Annotated in this window: 22 protein-coding genes and 1 pseudogene; 8 read left to right on the top strand and 15 right to left on the bottom strand. The window is 65.6% G+C overall.

The annotated features are described in order from the left end of the window. Positions 1-36 precede the first annotated feature (36 nt). Positions 37-1,038, bottom strand: a complete 1,002-nt coding sequence (locus tag ACVILL_RS18195) for an SPFH domain-containing protein (protein ID WP_456730311.1) — start codon at positions 1,036-1,038, stop codon at positions 37-39. A gap of 176 nt (positions 1,039-1,214) precedes the next feature. Next, positions 1,215-2,252 (bottom strand): ferrochelatase, encoded by a 1,038-nt coding sequence (gene hemH, locus ACVILL_RS18190; RefSeq protein WP_456730310.1) that lies wholly within the window; start codon positions 2,250-2,252, stop codon positions 1,215-1,217. 113 nt (positions 2,253-2,365) lie between these two features. On the opposite strand from hemH, the gene ACVILL_RS18185 reads away from it, so the two are divergent. Then, positions 2,366-2,764, top strand: a complete 399-nt coding sequence (locus ACVILL_RS18185; protein ID WP_456730309.1) for an MAPEG family protein — start codon at positions 2,366-2,368, stop codon at positions 2,762-2,764. A gap of 137 nt (positions 2,765-2,901) precedes the next feature. Here the strand turns inward: ACVILL_RS18185 and ACVILL_RS18180 are convergent, their stop codons facing one another. From ACVILL_RS18180 to ACVILL_RS18170, 3 genes are read right to left on the bottom strand one after another with little or no spacing between them, the layout of a single operon-like run. Continuing rightward, positions 2,902-4,002 carry a nickel/cobalt transporter gene (locus ACVILL_RS18180; protein ID WP_456730308.1) on the bottom strand — a complete coding sequence of 367 codons (1,101 nt, stop codon included), beginning with the start codon at positions 4,000-4,002 and terminating at the stop codon, positions 2,902-2,904. Further along, a complete protein-coding gene (locus ACVILL_RS18175) occupies positions 3,999-4,634 on the bottom strand; it encodes a DUF1007 family protein (RefSeq protein WP_456734290.1) in 636 nt (211 codons plus the stop codon). Before ACVILL_RS18175 ends, ACVILL_RS18180 begins: the two co-directional genes overlap by 4 nt. A 14-nt stretch (positions 4,635-4,648) precedes the next feature. Then, positions 4,649-6,736 carry a M3 family metallopeptidase gene (locus ACVILL_RS18170; protein ID WP_456730307.1) on the bottom strand — a complete coding sequence of 696 codons (2,088 nt, stop codon included), beginning with the start codon at positions 6,734-6,736 and terminating at the stop codon, positions 4,649-4,651. Positions 6,737-6,866: 130 nt separating this feature from the next. Between ACVILL_RS18170 and ACVILL_RS18165 the strand changes: the two genes are divergently transcribed. From ACVILL_RS18165 to ACVILL_RS18140, 6 genes and pseudogenes are all read left to right on the top strand, one after another. After that, complete coding sequence (locus ACVILL_RS18165) at positions 6,867-7,127, top strand: hypothetical protein (RefSeq protein WP_456730306.1); 261 nt, start codon at positions 6,867-6,869, stop codon at positions 7,125-7,127. A 675-nt stretch (positions 7,128-7,802) separates the two neighbouring features. Beyond that, positions 7,803-8,945: a type III PLP-dependent enzyme gene (locus tag ACVILL_RS18160; protein ID WP_456730305.1), complete on the top strand. Its 1,143-nt coding sequence runs from the start codon at positions 7,803-7,805 to the stop codon at positions 8,943-8,945. Between the two features lie 129 nt (positions 8,946-9,074). After that, entirely contained in the window at positions 9,075-9,704 is a 630-nt protein-coding gene (locus ACVILL_RS18155) for a GNAT family N-acetyltransferase (RefSeq protein WP_456730304.1), read from the top strand. Between the two features lie 10 nt (positions 9,705-9,714). Then, positions 9,715-9,882, top strand: coding sequence for a hypothetical protein (locus tag ACVILL_RS18150; protein ID WP_456730303.1), 168 nt, complete (start codon positions 9,715-9,717; stop codon positions 9,880-9,882). 104 nt (positions 9,883-9,986) lie between these two features. Beyond that, positions 9,987-10,377: pseudogene (locus ACVILL_RS18145) on the top strand (RidA family protein). Positions 10,378-10,417: 40 nt separating this feature from the next. After that, entirely contained in the window at positions 10,418-11,860 is a 1,443-nt protein-coding gene (locus ACVILL_RS18140; protein WP_456730302.1) for a homospermidine synthase, read from the top strand. 66 nt (positions 11,861-11,926) lie between these two features. Here the strand turns inward: ACVILL_RS18140 and ACVILL_RS18135 are convergent, their stop codons facing one another. The 10 genes from ACVILL_RS18135 to ACVILL_RS18090 form a co-directional block, all read right to left on the bottom strand. Then, complete coding sequence (locus ACVILL_RS18135) at positions 11,927-12,667, bottom strand: acetoacetate decarboxylase (RefSeq protein WP_456730301.1); 741 nt, start codon at positions 12,665-12,667, stop codon at positions 11,927-11,929. A 119-nt stretch (positions 12,668-12,786) separates the two neighbouring features. Next, positions 12,787-13,122: a hypothetical protein gene (locus ACVILL_RS18130; RefSeq protein WP_456730300.1), complete on the bottom strand. Its 336-nt coding sequence runs from the start codon at positions 13,120-13,122 to the stop codon at positions 12,787-12,789. 81 nt (positions 13,123-13,203) lie between these two features. Further along, a complete protein-coding gene (locus ACVILL_RS18125; protein ID WP_456730299.1) occupies positions 13,204-13,920 on the bottom strand; it encodes an MgtC/SapB family protein in 717 nt (238 codons plus the stop codon). 53 nt (positions 13,921-13,973) lie between these two features. Next, positions 13,974-14,993, bottom strand: coding sequence for a WD40 repeat domain-containing protein (locus ACVILL_RS18120; RefSeq protein WP_456730298.1), 1,020 nt, complete (start codon positions 14,991-14,993; stop codon positions 13,974-13,976). Continuing rightward, a complete protein-coding gene (locus ACVILL_RS18115) occupies positions 14,993-16,048 on the bottom strand; it encodes a CobW family GTP-binding protein (RefSeq protein ID WP_456730297.1) in 1,056 nt (351 codons plus the stop codon). The genes ACVILL_RS18120 and ACVILL_RS18115 overlap by 1 nt, the downstream gene beginning before the upstream one ends. 54 nt (positions 16,049-16,102) lie before the next feature. Continuing rightward, a complete protein-coding gene (locus ACVILL_RS18110; RefSeq protein WP_456730296.1) occupies positions 16,103-16,975 on the bottom strand; it encodes a metal ABC transporter substrate-binding protein in 873 nt (290 codons plus the stop codon). Positions 16,976-16,980: 5 nt separating this feature from the next. Next, the gene (locus tag ACVILL_RS18105; RefSeq protein ID WP_456730295.1) at positions 16,981-17,850 is read right to left on the bottom strand and encodes a metal ABC transporter permease; all 870 of its coding nucleotides are present in this window, start codon (positions 17,848-17,850) and stop codon (positions 16,981-16,983) included. 5 nt (positions 17,851-17,855) lie between these two features. Beyond that, positions 17,856-18,611, bottom strand: a complete 756-nt coding sequence (locus tag ACVILL_RS18100; RefSeq protein ID WP_456730294.1) for a metal ABC transporter ATP-binding protein — start codon at positions 18,609-18,611, stop codon at positions 17,856-17,858. A gap of 4 nt (positions 18,612-18,615) precedes the next feature. Next, a complete protein-coding gene (locus ACVILL_RS18095) occupies positions 18,616-18,801 on the bottom strand; it encodes a hypothetical protein (protein ID WP_456730293.1) in 186 nt (61 codons plus the stop codon). A gap of 717 nt (positions 18,802-19,518) precedes the next feature. Beyond that, on the bottom strand, positions 19,519-20,436 hold the full coding sequence (locus ACVILL_RS18090; protein ID WP_456730292.1) for a LysR family transcriptional regulator: 918 nt from the start codon (positions 20,434-20,436) through the stop codon (positions 19,519-19,521). Positions 20,437-20,601: 165 nt separating this feature from the next. Here ACVILL_RS18090 and ACVILL_RS18085 point away from each other — a divergent pair, with 165 nt between their 5' ends. Next, a complete protein-coding gene (locus ACVILL_RS18085) occupies positions 20,602-21,915 on the top strand; it encodes an MFS transporter (protein WP_456730291.1) in 1,314 nt (437 codons plus the stop codon). Position 21,916: the final 1 nt, after the last annotated feature.

Here is a 21,916-nt window from a genome sequence, read left to right as displayed (position 1 = left end):
GAAGTGAGTATGCCGCGCGATCTCCGTCAACAACCTCTACCGCTGCGGCGGCACCGGCGGTGGCGGTGTGGGACCAGCCGGCGGCACTGAGCCGCGCCGGGCGGCGGCCGTCGCGGATGCTGCGCTCTCACCAAAAGTGGCGCGGGCGATCTCGCCGATGCCGGCCAGCGAGCCCAGCACGCTCGAGGTCTCGATCGGCAGCATCAGAACCTTCTGGTTCGGCGATTCCGCGAGCTGGCCGAACGCCTTGATGTACTTGTCGGCGATGAAGTAGTTCAGCGCGGCGACGTCGCCCTTGGCGATCGATTCCGACACCACCTGGGTCGCCTTGGCCTCGGCCTCGGCGAGCCGCTCGCGCGCCTCGGCGTCGCGGAAGGCGGCTTCGCGGCGGCCCTCGGCCTGCAGCACCTGCGCCTGCTTGGCGCCCTCGGCGCGCAGGATCTCGGACTGCCGCTGGCCTTCCGCCTGCAGGATGTCGGCACGCTTGACGCGCTCCGCCTTCATCTGCCGCCCCATCGCCTCGACGAGGTCGGCCGGCGGCACGATGTCCTTGATCTCGATGCGGTTGACCTTGATGCCCCAGGCCGACACCGCGGCGTCGACGACGCGCAGCAGCCGCTCGTTGATCTCGTCGCGATGCGACAGCACCTGGTCGAGGTCCATCGAGCCCATCACCGAGCGGATGTTGGTCATGGTCAGCACGGTGATCGCCTGGCTCAGATTGGCGACCTCGTAGCTCGCTTTCGCGGCGTCGAACACCTGGAAGAATGCGACGCCGTCCACCGTCACGGTGGCGTTGTCCTTGGTGATCACCTCCTGCTCGGGGATGTTGATCACCTGCTCCATCATGTTGATCTTGCGCCCGATGCGATCGAAATACGGCACGATCAGATTGAGGCCGGGCGACAGCGTGCGGGTGTATTTGCCGAACCGCTCGATGGTCCAGTCATAGCCCTGCGGAACGGTCTTGATCCCCGCGAACAGCGTGACGATGACGAGAAGAACAAACGCGATCGCGAAAATGTCGAAGCCACTCATAAAGTCCTCCAGCACGGTCGTGCATTGGTCGGCAGGACCGCTTCGCCGGTTCAGCCGGCTGTTGGTCTTCCTAGCACATCGGAAGCTGCTGTCGGACTACCAGATGTAAGCGAATAGCTGCATCCGGCGTCACGGATCGTTAACAATCAGATCCGGTCTTGCTAGATCCAGACTTGCTAGATCCAGCCTTGTAGCTCGCGCAGCACGAGCTGGCGGATTACGTCCATGCCGCCGTCGCTATCGTTGAGGCAGGGGATGGCCGCGAACTGCTCGCCGCCATTGTGCCGGAAGATCTCGGCGTTCTCCTGCGCGATCTCCTCCAGCGTCTCCAGGCAATCGGCGGAGAAGCCGGGCGTGACCACGGCCATTCGCCGCACGCCGTCTTTGGCCAGCTTCTCGACGGTCTTGTCGGTATAGGGCTGCAGCCACTCGGCATTGCCGAAGCGCGACTGGAAGGTGAGGATCAGCCGGGCCGGATCAAGCCCGAGCCGCTTGCGCAGCGCATTGGTCGTGGCGATGCATTGCGCCTGATACGGATCGCCCTTGTCGACATATTCCTTCGGCATGCCATGGAACGACGCGAGAATGACCTCGGGCTGGAACGGCAGCGTCGCAAGGTGGTCATTGATCGAGACCGCGAGCGCCTCGATGTAATCGGGATCGTCGTAGTAGGGCGGCGTCACCCGCAGGATCGGCTGCGCGCGCATGGCGGCCAGCACGCGAAACGCTTCGTCGCAAACGGTCGCCGACGTCGCAGCGGAATATTGCGGATAGAGCGGCACCACCAGCAGCCGGCCGCAGCCCTGCACCGCCAGCGCCTCGATGCGCTCCTTGATCGAGGGGTTGCCGTAGCGCATCGCCCAGTCGACCACGACGTGATCGTGATCGGCGATCGCCTCCGCCAGCTTGCCGGCCTGCGAGCGCGTGATGGTCTTCAGCGGCGACTCGTTCCGCTCGGTGTTCCAGATCTTCAGATAGTCGCGCGCCTTGCGGGCGGGGCGGACGCGCAGGATGATGCCGTTGAGGATCAGCTTCCAGACGAGGCCCTGGTCCTCGATCACCCGCGGATCGGATAAAAATTCCTTGAGATAGACCCGCACGCCCGCGGCATCGGCCGTATCCGGCGTGCCGAGATTGACCAGCAGCACGCCGACGCGTTCCGGCTTCGGCGCCGCGGCCGGCTTCGCGCTCTCGAAGGGGATCACCGTGCTCATGCTGGCCTTGCGCTGGGGGTCTTCGCTCGGGGTCTTTGGGGCTTCGCGCGTTGCTCCAACCTTGTCAAGCCGAGTGCGGGTTGGCTACGTTCCTTCGAAACATGGGGGGAACCATGACGATCGCCGAATGGTGCGTCTTCGCGACGCTGATGCTTTCGCTCCTGACGATCGTATCGGTGAAATGGACGAACTTCCGCAGCTTCGACAATGCCAGGCCGCGCGATCCCGACTTCTACAACGACCCGATCCGCTCGCGGGCGCTCGGCGCCCACCAGAACGGCATCGAGGCCTTCCCGTTCTTCGCCTTCGCCGTGCTGCTCGCCGAATTCCGCGTCGGCCCGCTGCGGCTGATCGACGAATTGGCGGTGCTGTTCCTGATCGTGCGGATCGCCTACGTCTTCACCTATGTCGGCAACCGCCCGACGCTGCGCTCGATCCTCTGGAGCATCGGTTTTGCGATCAACATCGCGATCTTCCTGCTGCCGGCGATCCGGGGATATTTGACGAGCTGAGCCCCGACTCAACTCTCTCCCCGTCGTCCTGAGGAGCCGCGAAGCGGCGTCTCGAAGGATGCACGGCCCGGCCGGTGGCCGTCGACCCTTCGAGACGCGCTGCGCGTTCCTCAGAGTGACGGATCACATGTAAAACCTTAAAGACACGTCGCCCGTTCGGCCGCGACGTAACCGAACAGCAGCCCGAGCCCGAACAGCAGCACGAGACCCGCTGCGGCGAATTCCAGGCCGCGCATGATGACCATGCCGCCGCCGTCGCGCGCGCCGCTCAACCGCTCGGCCACGCCGCGCGCGGATACCGCGACCAGCGCGATCGCCGCCACCGTGATGGCGGTGCCGAGCCCCATCACGAAGGTCGCGGCAATGCCGGCCCAGAACAGGCCCTGCGCCAGCGCGAACACCAAGACCAGGATCGCGCCTGAGCACGGCCGTATCCCGACCGTGAGGATCGCGCTGAAGCCGCGCCGCCAGCCGCCGGGGCCGGCGAGCTCGGCCGGCGTCGGCCCGTGCGAATGGTCGCTGTGCTCGTCATGGACGTGGCCCGCGTCATGACCGTGATCATGGTGATCGTGATCGTCATGGGCGTGACGATGATGCTGATCATCGCCATGGTCGTGGTGCGCGTGATCATGGTGGTCGTGGTGATGCGCGCCGGCCATTGCCAGCGCCGGACGCGGCACCGAGAGCGCGCGGAAGAACCCGCCGCCCTTGACCCAGACCAGCCGGGCGCCGAACGCCGCAATCAGCGCGTAGCTTGCGATCTCGATCGCCTTCTCCGCCCCGCACATCGTCTTCGCCGTCGCATTGAGCAGCCAGGCGCAGATCCCGACGATGGCGACCGCGACCAGCGACTGCATCAGTGCCGAGGCGAACGACAGCACGATGCCGCGCCGCGCGGTCTCGCGATTGGCGACCATGTAGGATGAGATCACCGCCTTGCCGTGGCCGGGGCCAGCGGCATGGAATATCCCGTAGGCAAAGGAGATCGCGAGCAGCGTCCATACCGCCGAACCGTCGGACTTCGCGGCGCGGATCGTCGCCGACATCTCGCGATAGAACTCCGACTGTTTCGCCAGCAGCCAGCCGATCAGCCCGCCCTGCGGGTCGGCCGCGCGCGGCGCGCCGAACGGATTTTGCGCCAGCAGCGCGTGAACCGCACCGTCCAGCACCGCGCATGCCGCCAGCACGGCAGCGGACACGGCGAAGCCGCGCATCACGCGGCGGGCGATCGGCGTCATGGACAATCCACCGTGATCTTGTTGGCGAACATCATGCCGAAATTGGCATTGCCGCCATCGAGAAAGTTCTGCTCGCCGAGCTTCTGCGCGGCGGCGGCGCCGTCGTTCGGCCGCTCGAACTGCATCTTGCAGTCGGCTGCGGCGCCGACCAGCTTGACCGGCTCCTTCTCGGCGAACTGGAAGTCGATGAAGTAGGTCGGGTCGAACACTTCGAGCGAAAGCTGCCTGGCCTTGAACGGCGTCTTCACCGGCAGGGTGAAGTGCAGCGTCAGCGCCGAATCCTTGTATTCGAGGTAGTAGTCGACCGGCTCGGTGAACTTCTGCTTCTTGCCGTCGCCCTTGGCGAAGGTGAAGTAGGCGTATTCCTTCAGCGACTCGACATTGGTCTGGGCCAGCGGCGCCAGTTCCTCGCGGCTGTAGGCGCCCTTCACCTTGGTCTCGAGGCCTTGCAGCGCATAGGTCGAGAACATGTCGTCGAAGGTCCAGGCGTGCCGGACCCCGGTGATGGTGCCGTCAGGCGCGTAGATCAGCTCGCTTTTGGCGGTGATCCAGACATGCGGATGGGCCCAGGCTTCCGCCGTGCCGAGCACGACGGACACCGCAAGCACGAACCAGGCGATCAGGCACTTCAGGGGCGACCCCACCTTCAGGCCGCCTCAGGCGTCTCGAGCAGGCCGCGACGGCGCAGCAGCGCGTCCGGCTCGGGCTCGCGGCCGCGGAAGGCGACATAGGCCTCCTCCGGATCGCGAGAGCCGCCCGACGAATAGATGTCGTCATGCAGCCGCTTGGCGGTCGCGGGATCGAAGATGTCGCCGGCCTCCTCGAACGCGCCGAACGCGTCGGCGTCCATCACCTCCGACCACATGTAGCTGTAATAGCCGGACGCATAATGGTCGCCGGAGAAGATGTGGCCGAACTGGGTCGGCCGGTGCCGCAGCGAGATCTCGGCGGGCATGCCGATCTTTTCCAGTTCCTTCTGCTCGAAGGCGCGGACGTCCCAGCTCGCCGCTGCCGGCTGGGTGTGGAATTCGAGGTCGACCAGCGCCGAGGAGACGAACTCCACGGTGGCAAAGCCCTGGTTGAACTTGCGCGCGGCGAGGAAGCGCTTGAGCAGGTCGTCCGGCAGCGCCTCTCCGGTCTGGTAGTGGCGCGCGAAGCGCTGCAGCACCTCGGGCCGCTCCTGCCAATGCTCGTAGAGCTGCGAGGGCAGTTCAACAAAGTCGGTGAACACCGATGTGCCCGACAGTGACGGATAGGTCACATTGGAGAGCATGCCGTGCAGGCCATGGCCGAACTCGTGGAACAGGGTCCGCGCGTCGTCGGGCGACAGCAGCGACGGCGCGCCGTCGGCGCCCTTGGCGAAGTTGCAGACATTGATGACCAGCGGCGCGACGTCGCCGTCGAGCTTCTGCTGGTCGCGCAGCGAGGTCATCCAGGCGCCGGAGCGCTTCGAAGGCCGCGCGAAGTAGTCGCCGTAAAACAGCGCCTTGTGCCGGCCGTCGCTGCCCTTGACCTCCCAGACCCGGACATCCGGGTGCCACACCGGGATGTCCTTGCGCTCCTCGAAGGTGACGCCGAACAGGCGGGTGGCGCAGTCGAAGGCGGCCTCGATCATGTGATCGAGCACCAGATAAGGCTTGATCGCGGAATCGTCGAAATTGGCTTTGGCTTGGCGCAGCTTCTCGGCGTAGTAGCGCCAGTCCCAGGACGCCAAAGTGAAATTGCCGCCCTCCTCCGTGATCAGCTCCTGCAGCGCGTCGCGGTCGGCGAGCGCCCGCGCCCGCGCCGGCTTCCAGACCCGCTCCAGGAGGCCGCGCACCGCCTCCGGCGTCTTGGCCATGGAATCCTCGAGGCGATAGGCGGCGTAGGTCGGGAAGCCCAGGGTCTTCGCGGTCTCCTCGCGGAGCCTGAGGATCTCCACGATGGTCGCGTTGTTGTCGTTGGCGTTGCCATTGTCGCCGCGGGCAATGAACGCCTTGTAGACCTTCTCGCGCAGGTCACGCCGCGACGAGCTCTGCAGGAACGGCTCGACCGAGGAGCGTGACAGCGTCACGATCGCCTTGCCGGACATGCCGCGCTCCTCCGCCGCAGCCTTGGCGGCTGCCACAAATGTGTCGGAGAGGCCGGCGCGGTCGTCCTCGCCGAGCTCCATGAACCACTCCTGCTCGTCGCCGAGCAGATGGTGGCTGAACGAGGTGCCGAGATGGGCGAGGCGCTCGTTGATCTCGGCCATGCGGGCCTTCGCCGCGTCGTCGAGCCCGGCGCCGGAGCGGCGGAAACGGGTATAGGTGCGCTCCAGAAGCCGCATCTGCTCGCCGGTCAGGCCGAGCGTGGCGCGCTTCTCGTGCAGCATGGCGATGCGGCCAAACAGCACAGCGTTCATCATGATCGGATTCCAGTGCCGCGCCATCCGGGGCGACACTTCCTTGTCGATTTCCAGGATCGCCGGGTTGGAGTGGGCCGAGACCAGGTCGTAGAACACGGCAGAGACCTTCGACAGCAGCTTGCCGGAGCGCTCCAGCGCCGTGATCGTGTTGTCGAAATCGGGCAGCGCCGGATCGTGCGTGATCGCAGCCACTTCTGCCGAATGATCGGCGAAGGCCTGCTCGAAAGCGGGGAGGAAATGCTCCGGCTTGATCTCGGCGAAGGGCGGCGTCTCGAGTGGCGTCTGCCACGCCTTGAGGAGGGGGTTGGCTAGGGCCTCGGCCTTGGCCTCTGCGCTGGTTTCTGACATCGAATATCCCGTTTTTCGCCTTCAAAATACGGCCCAATCTATATCACGCGATACGGCATTTTTGGGCCTTTTGCGCTTGATAGATGGGCACTTTTCGGAGAGATTGCGCCCTCTGAACAGGACCTATTTCATGAGCATGCAGCCCTCCGCCTCCGATAGCCGCGCCATCGCCTGGCCGAGCGTCATCACCGTGATCTCGGCGGCGATCCTGATCGGCGCGGAAGTGTTCGGCGCGGCGTTCGCCGGCGGCTGGGCGCTCGCGATCGTGCTCGGGCTCGGCGACACCGGGGCACACATCCTGCAGGCGGTGATGTTCGGCATCGGCGTCGTGATCATGATCGCCTTCATCCGCGCCGCGCAGCGCGTCGAGCCGTTCACGCGTCGCGCGTGAGCTCGAGCGATTCAAGAAAGCGCTGCGGCACAGGGCTAAAGCGCGCACGCTTCATTAGTCATTCTTAACAGCCGTTCATCTTCAACGCGTGTTGCGCGCGAGATCGCAAGCACGCGTTAGGGAAATTTGTCGCTATCGCAAAAAAATTCTTGCGCCGCGAAGTCAAAAGACTTATTTCCTGCCTTGCCCAATTTCGCACGTGCCTGTGGTCGTGTGTCAGTCGGTAGGTATCCGGACAAGAGGCCGGACAGCCGCCAAGGGGTGGAAGAACCGAGGGTCGCTTACGTCCATTTGGACAGTCCATCTGGACACGAGGCGGCCAGCATCTCTCTCCAGGGGTGCCTTGTTGAAGGTCTCGCCACTCTTTGCAACCGTGACTGGCAGCCGGAGGCGAACCGGCGCACCCCGCTCTCCACGGGGGACGCGACTTAAAGCAACGACGGATCGGGCTTTTTTGGTCTCTACCGGCAGTCCAACGCCGGCGCGGGCTACTGAAAAGGCTTGTCCTTCATTGCCAGGTGAGTGGGTGGGAAACTCTCCCAACCAATCCACGGCAGCACAGTCTGGTTTGAGTCTCTTGGCTTCGTTGCGCCTCCATCGCGCGATGTGGCCGAAGCGCTCTTACCCGACGTCACGTTGATGCGGATCCCGTCGCTGGGGCCGTTGGAGAGTGCCATGACTGAACGAATCCAGGAATTCCTGCGCAACCGCCGCCAGGATGGTCTCGACACCGAGCCGTGCCTCGTCGTCGATCTCGAAGTCGTGCGCGACAACTACCAGACCTTCGCGAAGGCGCTGCCCGACAGCCGCGTGTTCTACGCGGTGAAGGCAAACCCGGCGCCCGAAGTGCTGTCGCTGCTGGCCTCGCTCGGCTCCTGCTTCGACACCGCGACCGTCGCGGAGATCGAAATGGCGCTGGCCGCCGGTGCGACGCCGGACCGCATCTCCTATGGCAACACGATCAAGAAGGAGCGCGACATCGCGCGCGCCTTCGCGCTCGGCATTCGCCTGTTCGCAGTCGACTGCGCCGCCGAGGTCGAGAAGGTCGCCCGTGCCGCTCCCGGCGCGAGGGTGTTCTGCCGCATCCTCTATGACTGCGCCGGCGCCGAGTGGCCGCTGTCGCGCAAGTTCGGCTGCGATCCCGAGATGGCGGTCGACGTGCTCGACCTCGCCAAGCGCCTTGGGCTCGAGCCGTGCGGCATCTCGTTCCATGTCGGCTCGCAGCAACGCAAGGTGAAGGCGTGGGACCGTGCGCTCGCGATGGCGTCGACCGTGTTCCGTGACTGCGCCGAGCGCGGCATCAACCTCAGCATGGTCAACATGGGCGGCGGCTTCCCGACCAAGTATCTCAAGGACGTTCCGCCGGTCCTGCAGTATGGCCGGTCGATCTTCCGCGCACTGCGCAAGCATTTCGGCAACCAGATCCCGGAGACGATCATCGAACCGGGCCGCGGCATGGTCGGCAATGCGGGCGTGATCGAGACCGAGGTCGTGCTGATCTCGCGCAAGAGCGACGAGGACGAGGTTCGCTGGGTCTATCTCGACATCGGCAAGTTCGGCGGTCTCGCCGAGACGATGGACGAGTCGATCCGATACGCCATCCGCACCCCGCATGACGGGGCGGACATGACGCCGTGCGTGCTCGCGGGCCCGACCTGCGATAGCGCCGACGTGTTGTACGAGAAGTTGCCGTATCCGCTTCCGGTGACGCTCGAGATCGGCGACAAGCTGCTGATCGAAGGCACCGGCGCCTATACGTCGACCTACTCGTCGGTGGCGTTCAACGGCATTCCGCCGCTGAAGACCTACCACATCTAAGCCGCCTCCTGATCGAGGCCCGATGAACCGGGAGCCGGCCCCGCCGGCTCCTTCCCGATCATTTTTGATTTTCTGAACGACGCTTGCCGCGGCGCACGACATGCCGTTGCAAGCGGGGACTGACGTGCCATGACTGCAAAACGGAACACCCCCGTTGCCCTCATCCGACAAGCCGCCCCGTTCGCGATCCGTGCGGAGCGTGCCTCGGACGTCGTCGCGCGCGAAGCGCTGCTGGATGCCTGCTTTGGCGACAATCGCCATGCCCGCACCTGCCAGCGCCTGCGCGACGGACGCGCGCCCGCCGAAGGCTTGAGCCTTGCGGCCGTGCGCCAGGACGGCCGGCTGGTTGGAACCGTGCGGCTGTGGCACGTCAGCGCGGGGGGCCGCAGCGCGCTGATGCTGGGGCCGCTGGCGGTCGATGACGGCTGCCGCGGCCTCAGCGTCGGCGCCGCGCTGATGCGGCGCGCGCTGGCTGTCGCCAAGGCCCGCGGCCATGGCGCGGTGATCCTGCTTGGCGATGCGCCCTACTACGCTCGCTTCGGCTTCTCGGCTGCCAGGACCGGCGAGCTTTCGCTGCCCGGCGCCTTCGAGCGCGACCGGCTGCTCGGCCTCGAGCTCGTCGAAGGCGCGCTGGACGGCGCCTGGGGCATGATCGTGCCAACCGGCGCGGCGCTGCCCGAGGCCGAGGAATCCCAGAAGACATCACGGGCGCGATCCCGGACCCGGAAGGCACCGCTCCCCGTGCCGCACGCGGCGTAAGGCGGGCGCCATGTCGGAGCACCTTCCCGCAATCGATGGCGCGCGTCCGCGTTGGCGCGGCCTCGTCACCACGGTCATGCTGGTGCTGATCTCGGTGATGATCGTCAGGGACATCCTGATCCGGCGCTGGACCGGCACGCCGCCGTCGCCGCCGGACACCACGCAGCAGTCGCACTAGCGCCGGCGCTCGGGCTAAAATCCCAGGCCAGGATCCGGGGGTTGGACGGGCGCCGGAAATGCCCGTAAACCCCGCGCAAAGCCATTTTTCAGTCGAGGTCCACAATGTCCCGCCGCCTGATTTCCACCGGCTCGCCCTTTGAGAAGACCGCCGGCTACAGCCGCGCCGTGATCGACGGTGACTTCGCCTTCGTCGCGGGAACCACCGGCTACGACTACACCACGATGACCATGCCTGATGATGTCACGAGCCAGTCACGGAACTGCTTCAAGACCATCGAGGCCGCCCTCAAGGAGGGGGGGCTTTGCGATGGCCGACATCGTCCGCGCGACCTACTACCTCACTGACATCAGTGACGCGGACGCCCATTTCGCGGTCTGCGGCGAGGTACTCGGCGATATCCGCCCGGCCGCAACGCTGCTGATCGTCGCGGGGCTCTACAAGCCCGAGATGAAGATCGAAATCGAAGTCACCGCAAAGCGACGCAACCCCTGATCCACTCTACCCGCCGCTAGGCGCTCTCCTGGAGAAAATGATGAATTCCTCCTCGCAGATCTACGCGAAGATCACCGGCCCGATCGTCATGGTCGGCTTCGGCTCCATCGGCAAAGGCACGTTGCCGATGATCGAGCGGCATCTCGACTACGACAAGTCGCGCATCACCGTGATCGATCCCAAGGATGAGGGCCGCAGGGCCCATTGCGAGAAGCACAATGTCAAATTCGTCCAGAAGGCCGTGACCAAGGACAATTATCGCGAGCTGCTGACCCCGCTGCTCACCGAAGGCGGTGGCCAGGGCTTTTGCGTCAATCTGTCGGTCGATACCGGCTCGACCGACATCATGGAGCTCTGCAACGAGGTCGGCGCGCTCTATATCGACACCGTCAACGAGCCTTGGCTCGGCTTCTATTTTGATTCCTCGAAGGGCCCGGAAGCGCGCTCCAACTACGCCCTGCGCGAGGTGACGCTGGCCGCCAAGAAGGCGCGCCCCGCGGGCTCGACGACGGCCGTCTCCTGCTGCGGCGCCAATCCCGGCATGGTGTCGTTCTTCGTCAAGCAGGCGCTGCTCAACGTCGCGGCCGACCTCAAGCTCAATGCGCCGCGACCGAAGACCAAGGGCGAATGGGCGGACCTGATGCGGCAGGCCGGCATCAAGGGCATCCACATCGCCGAACGCGACACCCAGCGCGCCAAGTCGCCGAAGGAGCCTGACGTCTTCGTCAACACCTGGTCGGTGGAAGGCTTCCTCTCGGAAGGCGTGCAGCCGTCCGAACTCGGCTGGGGCACCCATGAAAAATGGATGCCCGAGAATGCGCATACCCACGAAGCCGGCTGCGGCGCTGCGATCTATCTGATGCAGCCCGGCGCCAACACGCGGGTGCGCACTTGGTGCCCGACCCGCGGCGCGCAGTACGGCTTCCTTGTCACCCACAACGAGTCGATCTCGATCTCGGATTACTTCACCGTGCGCGACGCGTCGGGCAAGGCGATCTACCGGCCGACCTGCCACTATGCCTATCATCCGTGCGACGATGCCGTGCTGTCGCTGCATGAGATGTTCGGCCGCGCGGCGAAGATGCAGGAGAAGCACCACATCCTCGACGAGAACGAGATCGTCGATGGCATCGACGAACTCGGCGTGCTGCTGTTCGGCCATGACAACAATGCCTACTGGTATGGCTCGCAACTCTCCATCGAAGAGACCCGCGAACTCGCCCCCTACCAGAACGCGACCGGACTGCAGGTGACGTCCGCCGTGCTCGGCGGCATGGTGTGGGCGCTGGAGAACCCGAGCGAAGGCATCGTCGAGGCCGACGAGATGGATTTCGACCGCCTGCTGGAAATCCAGCTGCCCTATCTCGGCCCGGTGAAGGGTTTCTACACCGACTGGACCCCGCTGACGGACCGTCCGGGACTGTTCCCGGAAGATATCGACACGTCGGATCCCTGGCAGTTCAAGAACATCCTGGTGCGCTGACCGCGCACCACGCCCTGAGAACGAAATGCCCGGCCTTGCGCCGGGCATTTTGCTGTCTGCCTCCGCTCACCTCGCCATGTAGTCGAACGCGACCGTCCCGAGGCCGAGCGTCAGGTCCACCTTGTAGTGCAGCGCCGAGACCACCTCGCGCACCGGCAGGCGGGCAACGTCGCACAGCGCGTGCGGAAACAGGCCGAGCGCGGCGGGGCCGGTCCAGGCTTCCTTCAGCACGATGTCGCCGAGATGGAAGCGCACCAGCTCGCAGATCCGCGGGCTGCCGTCGACATGCGGGATGATCTTCAGAATAAAGTTCGGCGCCTTCATCGAGTTCAAGACGGTGTCGTGGTCGACGTTGCGGTATTTGTAGCCCATCGTCGCCGACGCGCAGAGCACCGAGCCGTAATGCAGCGAGCCGACCAGCACGTCGCTTTCGACGGCGATCTTGGGCCTCGCCAGCTTCTTCGGAAATCCCCACAGCTCGCGGCCGCCGGCGATCGGGGCCTCGTCGTCGAGATACATCGCGTGGGTGTAGGCGCCCAGCTCACCCTTGAAGCGGACCGGGATCACCTGCCCGGTCTCGGTGTAGTCGCCGAAGCCGGTCGAGTCGGGCATGCGGATGAATTCGTACTTCACCACGGGCTCGGCGACTTCGAGCGGCTCCGGCACCACGGCCGCGAGCGCTTCGGGGTCGGTCTTGTAGGTGATGATGAAATATTCGCGGTCGTAGAACCGATAAGGCCCCGGCGGAAACGACGGGTTGGTGAGCGGCATCGAATAGGCGGTGCGCCGGACGTCCTCGATCTTCATGATAGCCCCATCTGTCGTTGGCGAGACGACAGATTATGACGGGCGCGGGCGGCGGAGGCGAGACCGTATAATCGGCAGCCTCAGTCAAATGCGCGTCACAATGCACGGGCGGGACGCGCCTACTTCTTCTCGGGATTCTTCTCGATCGGCGGGGCGGTCTTCTCGGCGGGCGCGGGCGGCAGCACCGGCTTGGCGCCGGCCTTCTGCGCCTCATCGTCGGGACGGGCGGGCTGCGGCGCCGGCGTAGTCGGCCGCTCGCCGCCGGGCTTCGATGGAGCCGGCGTCGTCTTCTGCGGCTCCGGCGACGGTTGCAGCGGCTGGGTCGCCTGCGCCAGTTCTTGCGGCGCGCCCGAGTAGACCGCGTGCAGCGACAGCACCGCGATCACGACGCCCGCCGCGACCAATGTGGAGGCGATCAGTATGTCCTTCCGCAGCTTGCTCCGGTCCGCAGCCATCTCGTCACCCGCGCTTTGTCCGCGAGGTCAACGATCCCGCCACGGCATGGTTCCTGCGCGCAGGCTAGCGGGAACCCGGCCTCAATCCGTGGTGCTGACTTCCCAGGTCGCATGGCGCACGCCGGGCTGATGCTGCAGGTCGACCACCACCGCGTTCAGCTCGTTGGGTTCGACCGCGGTCGAGACCAGCGTCGCCACGATCTCGAGGAAGTCGTCGCCGGCTTCGACTACGTTGACATCCGCGACCGGATAGTTCGCGGCCTCGAGCTTCTCGACCACGCAGTCGCGCATGGTCGGCATCACCTCGGGGGTGATCGCGACCTTGAAGTAATAGGTCGCCTCCGAGGCCTTCTCGTTCAGCGGGATGCGGTTGATGGCGTTGACCAGCGGACGCAGCAGCGTGTTGCCCGCGATCACGAACACGGTCAGCGCCACCGCCTGCGCCACCAGGTCGGCGCCGGCGCAGGAGCCGACCGCGGCCGAGGCCCACAGCGTCGCCGCGGTGTTGAGGCCGCGCACGTCCATGCCCTGCTTCATGATGACGCCGGCGCCGAGGAAGCCGATCCCCGACACCACATAGGCGATCACCCGCACCGCGCCGCCGGCGCCGTCGAGATGCATCGCGAGATCGACGAAGGCCGACGCACCGACCGCGACCAGCACGTTGGTGCGCAGGCCCGCGGTGCGCTGCCGGTACTGCCGCTCGGCCCCGATCAGCGTGCCGAGCACGAAGGCCGCAGCCAGGCTGATCAGCGTGTCGATGAAGTCGGCGGTGTGGAAGGTCGTCAGGAATCGCATGACGCTGCCCGGCTAGAGCCTTGGTCCCGAGACGCCTCGGATGCCGCGATCTCTTACATTTCCAGAATGCCCGCGTCACCATCTTCCGTGCCGAAGGCGAGCAGCGTGCCCTTGGCATTCCATCCCAGCGCGGACACCGCCGCACCGGTATTCCGTCGTACCAGGATCTCGGCGCCGTCCTCGAGCCGGACGATCAGCACGGTGCCGTCGCCATAGCCGACCGCCATGATGTCGTTCTTCGGATGGCAGGCCACCACCGCGACCCGCGCCGGCATCGGCGCCAGCATCGCCGGCTCCTTGCCCATCGGCCCGTCCTTGCTGGTGAACGGCCAGACGATCACGGTGTCGGCGCCCGAGGTCGCGAGCCCCTTGCCGCCGACGCTCCATGACATCGAGCGCACCCGGCCGGGATAGCCGCTCATCCGCATGTGCCGGTTGTCGGCGAGCCGCCAGCCATGCATCGCCGGCTCATGCATCGCCGTGACCAGGAATTTGTTGTCCGGACTGAACATGACAGCGAGATGCGAGCCGGCCCATTCAAGAAATTCCGGATTGGCGGCCATGTTGGGAAACCACAGCGTCACGCCGTTGTAATGCGCGATCGCGAGCCGCAGTCCCTTCGGCGCAAAGGCAAGCCCCCCGACGGTCGACGGTACCTCGAAGGTTTTCTCCTCGCCCTTGGGGTTGCGCACGAAGGCCGTCTTGCCCGCCGACCACGCAAACGTGCCGTCGCTATGCAGGGCGACATTGTCGATCCAGCGCCGCTTGGCGTCGGTCGCGACCGTCGAGGTCTCGCCCTTGGCATCGATTGCGATCAGCTTGCCATCGTCACCGCCGGTGACGAGCCGCTTGCCGTCGGACGCCGCACACAGGATGGCGCCGAAATGCGTCTCGGTGCGTGTGATCTCGCCGTCGGCGGTCGCAATCGCGACACTCTCCTCGGCACCGACGAAGAAGGCACGCTCACCGAGGAAATGCACCGAGCCAACGGCCGCGCCGAGCGGAAGCGGCTTGACGCGGTCGGTGATCGACACGATGGAAGACGGGGCCTCGCCCGGATCGAACTCTTTCATCACGGGGTGATGCACTGCTCGAAGCCGTCGCGGATCGCCTGCTCCGGCAATTCGCGACCGATGAACACGACGCGGCTCTCGCGCTTCTCGCCGTCCTTCCATTTGCGCTGGTGGTCACCCTCCAGCATCATGTGGACGCCCTGGAACACGTAGCGATCGTCATCGCCGGTGAAGGCGAGGATGCCCTTCGAGCGCAGAATCTTCTGGCCCTCGGTGGCGACGAGGTTCTGCAGCCAGGGCATGAACTTGGTCGGATCGAGCGGCTTCTCCGAGCGCAGCGACAGCGATTGCATGTCCTCGTCGTGGTAATGCTTCAGGCCATGGCCTTGGCCGTGATCATGATGGTGGTGGTGATCATGATCATGGTGGTGATGATCGTGGTCATGATCGTGATCGTCGCCGGCCTCGAGGAAATCGGGCTCGATCTCCAGGATGCGGTCGAGGTCGAACGCGCCGCGCTCCAGCACGTCCGTCAGCCCGACCTGGCAGCGCTCCGTGCGGTGCAGCTTGGCATAGGGATTGATGCCGCGGATGCGCGCTTCGACCTCGGCGAGCTCCGGCTTAGAGACGAGGTCGGTCTTGTTCAGCACGATGACGTCGGCGAACGCGATCTGGTTCTTGGCCTCCGGCGCGTCCTTGAGGCGATCGCTCAGCCACTTGGCATCGGCGACCGTCACGACGGCGTCGAGCCGGGCATTCTTCTGCACGTCCTCGTCGACGAAGAAGGTCTGCGCGACCGGCGCCGGATCGGCAAGCCCGGTGGTCTCGACGATGATGGCGTCGAACTTGCCCTTGCGCTTCATCAAGCCGTCCATGATGCGGACGAGGTCGCCGCGCACCGTGCAGCAGACACAGCCATTGTTCATTTCGAACACTTCCTCGTCAGCGCCGATGATGAGGTCGTTGTCGATGCCGATCTCGCCGAATTCGTTGACGATGACGGCGTATTTCTTGCCGTGGTTTTCCGACAGGATACGGTTCAGCAGCGTGGTCTTGCCGGCGCCGAGATAGCCCGTCAGCACGGTCACAGGAATTTTTTGCGAAGCTTCAGCCATAACAACTCCGAGGAACTTGAAAGGCGCTCAATCCCCGGCAAGGAGGCCCTTGCCCTAGTCGGCGAGCGCGCTGGTCAGGGCCTTTATATTGTGCCTGACCATATCAATGTAAGTGGGTGCTGCGCCCTTTTCGCCCGTCAGACTGTCCGAATACAGGGTGCCGCCGACCCGGGCACCGGTCTCGGCCGCGATCCGCTCGATCAGGCGGGGATCGCTGATATTTTCGAGAAAAACTGCCGGAATTTTCGCGATCTTGATCTGGGCAATGATGGCGGCGATATCGCGCGCGCTGGGCTCGGAATCCGTCGACACGCTGAGCGGCGAGAAGAACGTGACCCCGTAGGCATCGGCGAAATAGCCGAACGCATTGTGGGTCGAGATCACCTTGCGCCGCGCCTCCGGCACCTTCGCCACCGCATCGTGCACCTCGCGGTCGAGCGCCTCGAGCTTGGCCAGATAGGCATCGGCATTGGCCTTGAAGACGCCTGCACGGTCAGGGGCCACGGCGATCAACCCGTCGCGAATGTTGACGACGTAGATCTTCGCATTGGCCACGGACTGCCAGGCATGCGGATCGTCGTGGCCGCCCATTTTCCGTGGCATGATACCCTTGGTTGCCACTGCGACCGGCGCCTTGCTGCCGGAGGCCTGCAGCAGCCGCGACATCCAGCCCTCGAAGCCGAGGCCGTTGACGACCAGGAGTTGGGCATCGGCGACCTTCTTGGCGTCCGCCGGCGTCGGTGCGTAGACATGCGCGTCGCCGCCGGGCCCGACCAGCGCCGTCACATCGACGTTGTCGCCGCCGACATTGCGCACCATGTCGGCGAGAATCGAGAAGCTCGCTACGACATTGATGCGATCGGCGGCGCGCGCCGGTCCGCTCGCCAGCACCAGCGCCAGACCAATCAACCCAAACAATCGCCGCATCGTCGTCATGCCTCGAGATGGCGGCCGGGAAACAGCTGCCGCACCAAGCCGCTGACATTGCCGAACAAGAGCGACACAATATAGAGCCCGGCCGCGATCAGGATGATCGCGGGGCCGGATGGAATCCGGGTCTGGTACGACAGCACCAGCCCGGCATAGCCCGACAGCATTGCGCTCGCGACCGCAATGCAGATCATCGTGGTGATGTCGCGCGACCAGAACCGCGCGATGCCCGCGGGCAGGATCATCAGCCCGACGCCGAGCAGCGTGCCGAGCGCATGGAAGCCGTTGACGAGATTGACCACGACCAGCGCGAGGAACGCGAGATGCGCCGGCGCGCCGGCCCGGCTCACGGTGCGCAGGAACACCGGATCGACGCATTCGATCACCAGCGGGCGGTAGATCACCGCGAGCACCAGCAGCGTGATGGTGGCGTTGACGGCGATCACCAGCAGCGTCTGGTCGTCCATCGCCAGGATGTTGCCGAACAAAACGTGCAGCAGGTCGATATTGGTGCCCTTGATCGACACGATGGTGACGCCGAGCGCGAGCGAAACCAGGTAGAAGGTCGCCAGTGAGGCGTCCTCCTTCAGCTCGGTGGTGCGGGCGACGAGGCCCGCGAGCAGCGCCACGGCAAAGCCCGCGATCAGGCCGCCGGTCGTCATCGCGAACAGATTGAGCCCGGACAGCAGGAAGCCGATCGCGGCCCCCGGCAGGATCGCATGTGCCATGGCGTCGCCGACCAGGCTCATCCGCCGCAGCATCAGGAACACGCCGATCGGCGCACCGCCGAGCGACAGCGCGATGACGGCCGCGAGCGCGCGACGCATGAACTCGAATTCGGTGAAGGGCGTGATCAACGCGTCGGTCAGCATCGGCGTCAGGCGGCCCGTGAGCGCGGATCGGCGGCGCAGGCCCCGGCGCTGTCGTCGAACGCCTCGCACATCCGCATCGCCACCATCAGATTGTCCGCCGTCAGCGTCTCTGCGGTCGGTCCCCATTCGACGGGACCGCGCGCCAGCAGCAGCGTTTCCGGGAAGTTGTTGCGGACCATGTCGAGGTCGTGCAGCGCAGCCAGCACGGTGCGCCCCTCGCCGTTCCAGCGCTTCACCAGATCAAGCAAATCGGCGGTGGTCTTGGCGTCGATGGCGTTGAAGGGTTCGTCGAGCACGATCAGGCGGGCGTCCTGCAGCAGCACGCGCGCGAACAGCATGCGCTGGGTCTGGCCGCCGGACAGTGTGCCGATCGGTCGGTTCTCGAAGCCGTTGAGGCCGACCGCGGCGAGCGCCGCCAGGATCTTCTCGCGCGCCGCCTTGCCGATGCCGCCGAAGAAGCCGGTCGAGCGCCACAGCCCGGTGCCGACGAAATCGAACACCGAGATCGGGAAGGTCCGGTCGATGTCGGCCGACTGCGGCAGATAGGCGATGTCGCGGTGTTCGAGCCCGTCGAGATCGATCTCGCCCGACAGCGGCTTGAGCACGCCGGCGATGCCGCGGAGCAGCGTCGACTTGCCGGCGCCGTTCGGGCCGATCACGGCCAGCAGCGCGCCGGCCTCGACCGCGCCATTGAGATGATGCACCGCCGGGTGACGGTCGTAGCCGAGGGTGACGTCGCGGAAAGTGACGAGCGCGCCCATTGGCTTACCTCATCGCCAACCAGACGACGGCCCACAGGCAGGCACTGACCGCGAGTGCGGCGGTGAGCCGGGCCGGCACGGTCATGCGCAGGATCGACCAAGGCGCCGCCTGCGCCGGGTGCGCTGATGTGCCGTGGCTATGGGCGTGGCCGTGGTGGTGGGTATGGTTGTGGGAATGCGTCTGTGCCATGGGGAAGTTGTTATATTATAACATAACGCGAGTCTACAAACGGGGAACTCATGGCCGGTCCGCAAAACCGGGAGAGATTTGAGCAGCACGGCGCCGCATCCCCCGGGATGGAACCACCGCTCATCAGCGGGGGTATTTGGATGGCGCACGGGCCTGCCCTGGATCGTGCCGCCGGCCGACCGGAGCGGCCGGAGGGCGACTGGTGCGCAGCTCACTCCGAGGTCGTCCCGGCGAAAGCCAGGACCCATAACCACCGCATTGGATCGTGAACGGGATCGTGGCCCCAGCATCGCGCAACAATGCGCAGTTGGGGTAATGGGTCCTGGCTTTCGCCAGGACGACGACGGCGGGCGCCTTTCGAGTCAAGATGCCAAACAGGCGGGTGTCATCACCCTCGCATGCGGGTGATCAGAGTCGCCCGAGTTCTGTCCATTCGTCGTCCCGGCGCAGGCCGGGACCTATACGCCGCGGCGGATGTTGTTGAGGGGACTCGTCGCTCAAGTGTCGGCCACCGATCAGCATTGGTGATTATGGGTCCCGGCCCCCGTGCGCAATTGCGCACTAGGCCGGGACGACACTGATTTTGTTGCGCGGCCGGTGAATCACGACTTTGCATTCTCTCGACGACCAATCGCCCGAGCTTTGCATTTCGTTCCATCCTCTGCCTTGCAGAGGACACAGGGAAAGCCGACGCGTCGCGTTGCGCAACGAAGCGCCTCACACCTCCCGCGCGTAGCTCTTCAGCCTCGCCTCCAGCACCGCGATCACCTGGTCGCGGACCGGGTCGCGGGAGCCTTTCAGCCAGGCGGCGGCGAGCGGCAGGCGGCCGGCGCTACTGCCGCGCTTGAGCCGCAGCGGAACGAACCGCACGCCGGGGATCGCCATCCGCGCGGTCCAGCGCGGCACGATGGCAACCCCGAGCCTTGCTGCGACCATGTTGACGATGGTCTGCTTCTCGTCGGCGATCTCCTGGATGCGCGGCGTCAGTCCGGCCTCGTCGAACAGTTTTGTCGTGAGATCGTGGCTGTGCGGCCGCGAGCGGCGCTCCGGCACGATCAGGGGCTGATCCGCGATATCCGGCAGCACGATCTGCTTGCGCCGCGCCAGCGCATGCTTGTGCGACAGCGCCACCACGGCGGTTTCCTGCAACAGCGGAAAGAACTCGATGCGGCGGTCGGGCCGCTCCGGCGGCCGGACGAACGCGAGATCGAGCGCGCCCGACAACAGCTTCGGCAGCAGCCGGATGGTCTTCTCCTCGAGCAGCTGCACGGCGACATCAGGATAGGCATTACGGACGTCGCGCAAAAGCGGCGGCAGCAGGCCGGCCGCGGCGCTGTCGATCGCGCCGATCCGGAAGCGCCGCACCTGCGGCTTGCGCAGCCGGCGGCGAAAGCCGTTCTCGATCGCCTCGGCGCGGCCGAGCAGCGCGCGTCCCTCGCGCAGCAGCACAGCCCCATCCTCGGTCAGCGACACCGCGCGCGTGGTGCGCGCGAACAGCCGCACCCCGAGATCCTCCTCCAGCAGCTTGATGTGGCGGCCCAGCGCCGACGGCATCATCTGCAGACGCTGCGCGGCGCGGCCGAAATGCAGTTCCTCGGCAGCCGCCACGAAGCAGCGAAGCTGGTGCAGTTCCAAGACGTGTTCCTGTGCGTTCCGGTCCGCCGTTTGGCAGTCACCGTGATTATATCATTTTTTTGTATAAACCGGCGCACCTTGAAGCGGAAGGGCGCGGCCTTCTAGGCTTTCCGCTGGTGCGGCGAAACGCGCCGTCCCAACAACAAGACGAACCGGGGAAAGCCCATGGAAAGCGAGCTTGGCACGCGCGTGTTGCGCAAGATCTCACTGCGCATCGTGCCGTTCATCATGCTGCTGTACTTCGTGGCCTTCATCGACCGCGTCAATATCGGCTTTGCCGCGCTGACCATGAACAAGGACATCGGCCTGTCGCCGACGGTCTACGGCTTCGGCGCCGGTATCTTCTTCTGGGGCTACTTCCTGTTCGAGGTGCCCTCCAACATCATCCTGCACAAGGTCGGCGCGCGGATCTGGATCGCGCGGGTGATGATCACCTGGGGTATCGTTTCGGCGGCGATGGCGCTGGTGCAGGGCGCGACCAGCTTCTACGTGCTGCGCTTCCTGCTCGGCGCGGCGGAAGCCGGCTTCTTCCCCGGCATCATCCTCTATCTGTCGTACTGGTTCCCGGCGCGGCAGCGCGCCGCAGTCACCGCGCTGTTCATGGCGGCAGCGCCGCTCTCGACCGTGCTCGGCTCGCCGGTGTCGGGCGCGCTGCTGGAGATGGACGGAATGCTCGGCTTCAAGGGCTGGCAATGGCTGTTCGTGCTCGAGGCCGTGCCCGCCGTGTTGCTCGGCTTCGTCGTGCTCGGCTTCCTGACCGATCGGCCGGAACAGGCCCGATGGCTTGCCGACGACGAGCGCGCCTGGCTGGTCAAGAGCATGAAGGCCGAGAACGACGGCAAGGCCGCGACCGCGAGCCACAGCATCTGGCGCGGACTTGCGGATCCGCGCGTGCTGGCGCTGGCGCTGGTCTATTTCGGCACCTCGGCGGGACTCTATACACTCGGCGTGTGGGCGCCGCAGATCATCAAGCAGTTCGGCCTGTCGTCGCTCCAGGTCGGCTTCCTCAACGCGGTGCCGGCGACGATCGCCGTGGCCGCGATGATCCTGTGGGCACGCCATTCCGATCGCACCGGTGAGCGCACCTGGCACGTGGTGCTGGCCTGCCTGATGGCCGCGGCGGGACTTGCGCTTGCCGGGATGTGGACCGGGCTTGTTGCCGTGATTGCGGCGCTGACGCTGGTCAATATCGGCGTATCCTCGTCGAAGCCGCCGCTGTGGAGCATGCCGACCATGTTCCTGTCGGGCTCGGCCGCCGCGGCCGGGATCGCCACCATCAACTCGATCGGCAATCTCGGCGGCTTCGTCGGGCCTGCGATGATCGGCTGGATCAAGGAACGCACCGGCAGTTTCGAGGGCGGCCTCTATTTCGTCGCCGGCCTCCTGGTGCTCTCGGCCGTGCTCACGCTGCTGCTGTCGCGCGCGCAAGGCGCGCCCGCACAATCCGAGCCGCAACCCAATCCCATGCGAACCCGCTAAT

It is taken from the genome of Bradyrhizobium sp. USDA 3364, from assembly GCF_054056355.1.
This window is presented reverse-complemented; position numbering and strand designations above follow the sequence as displayed.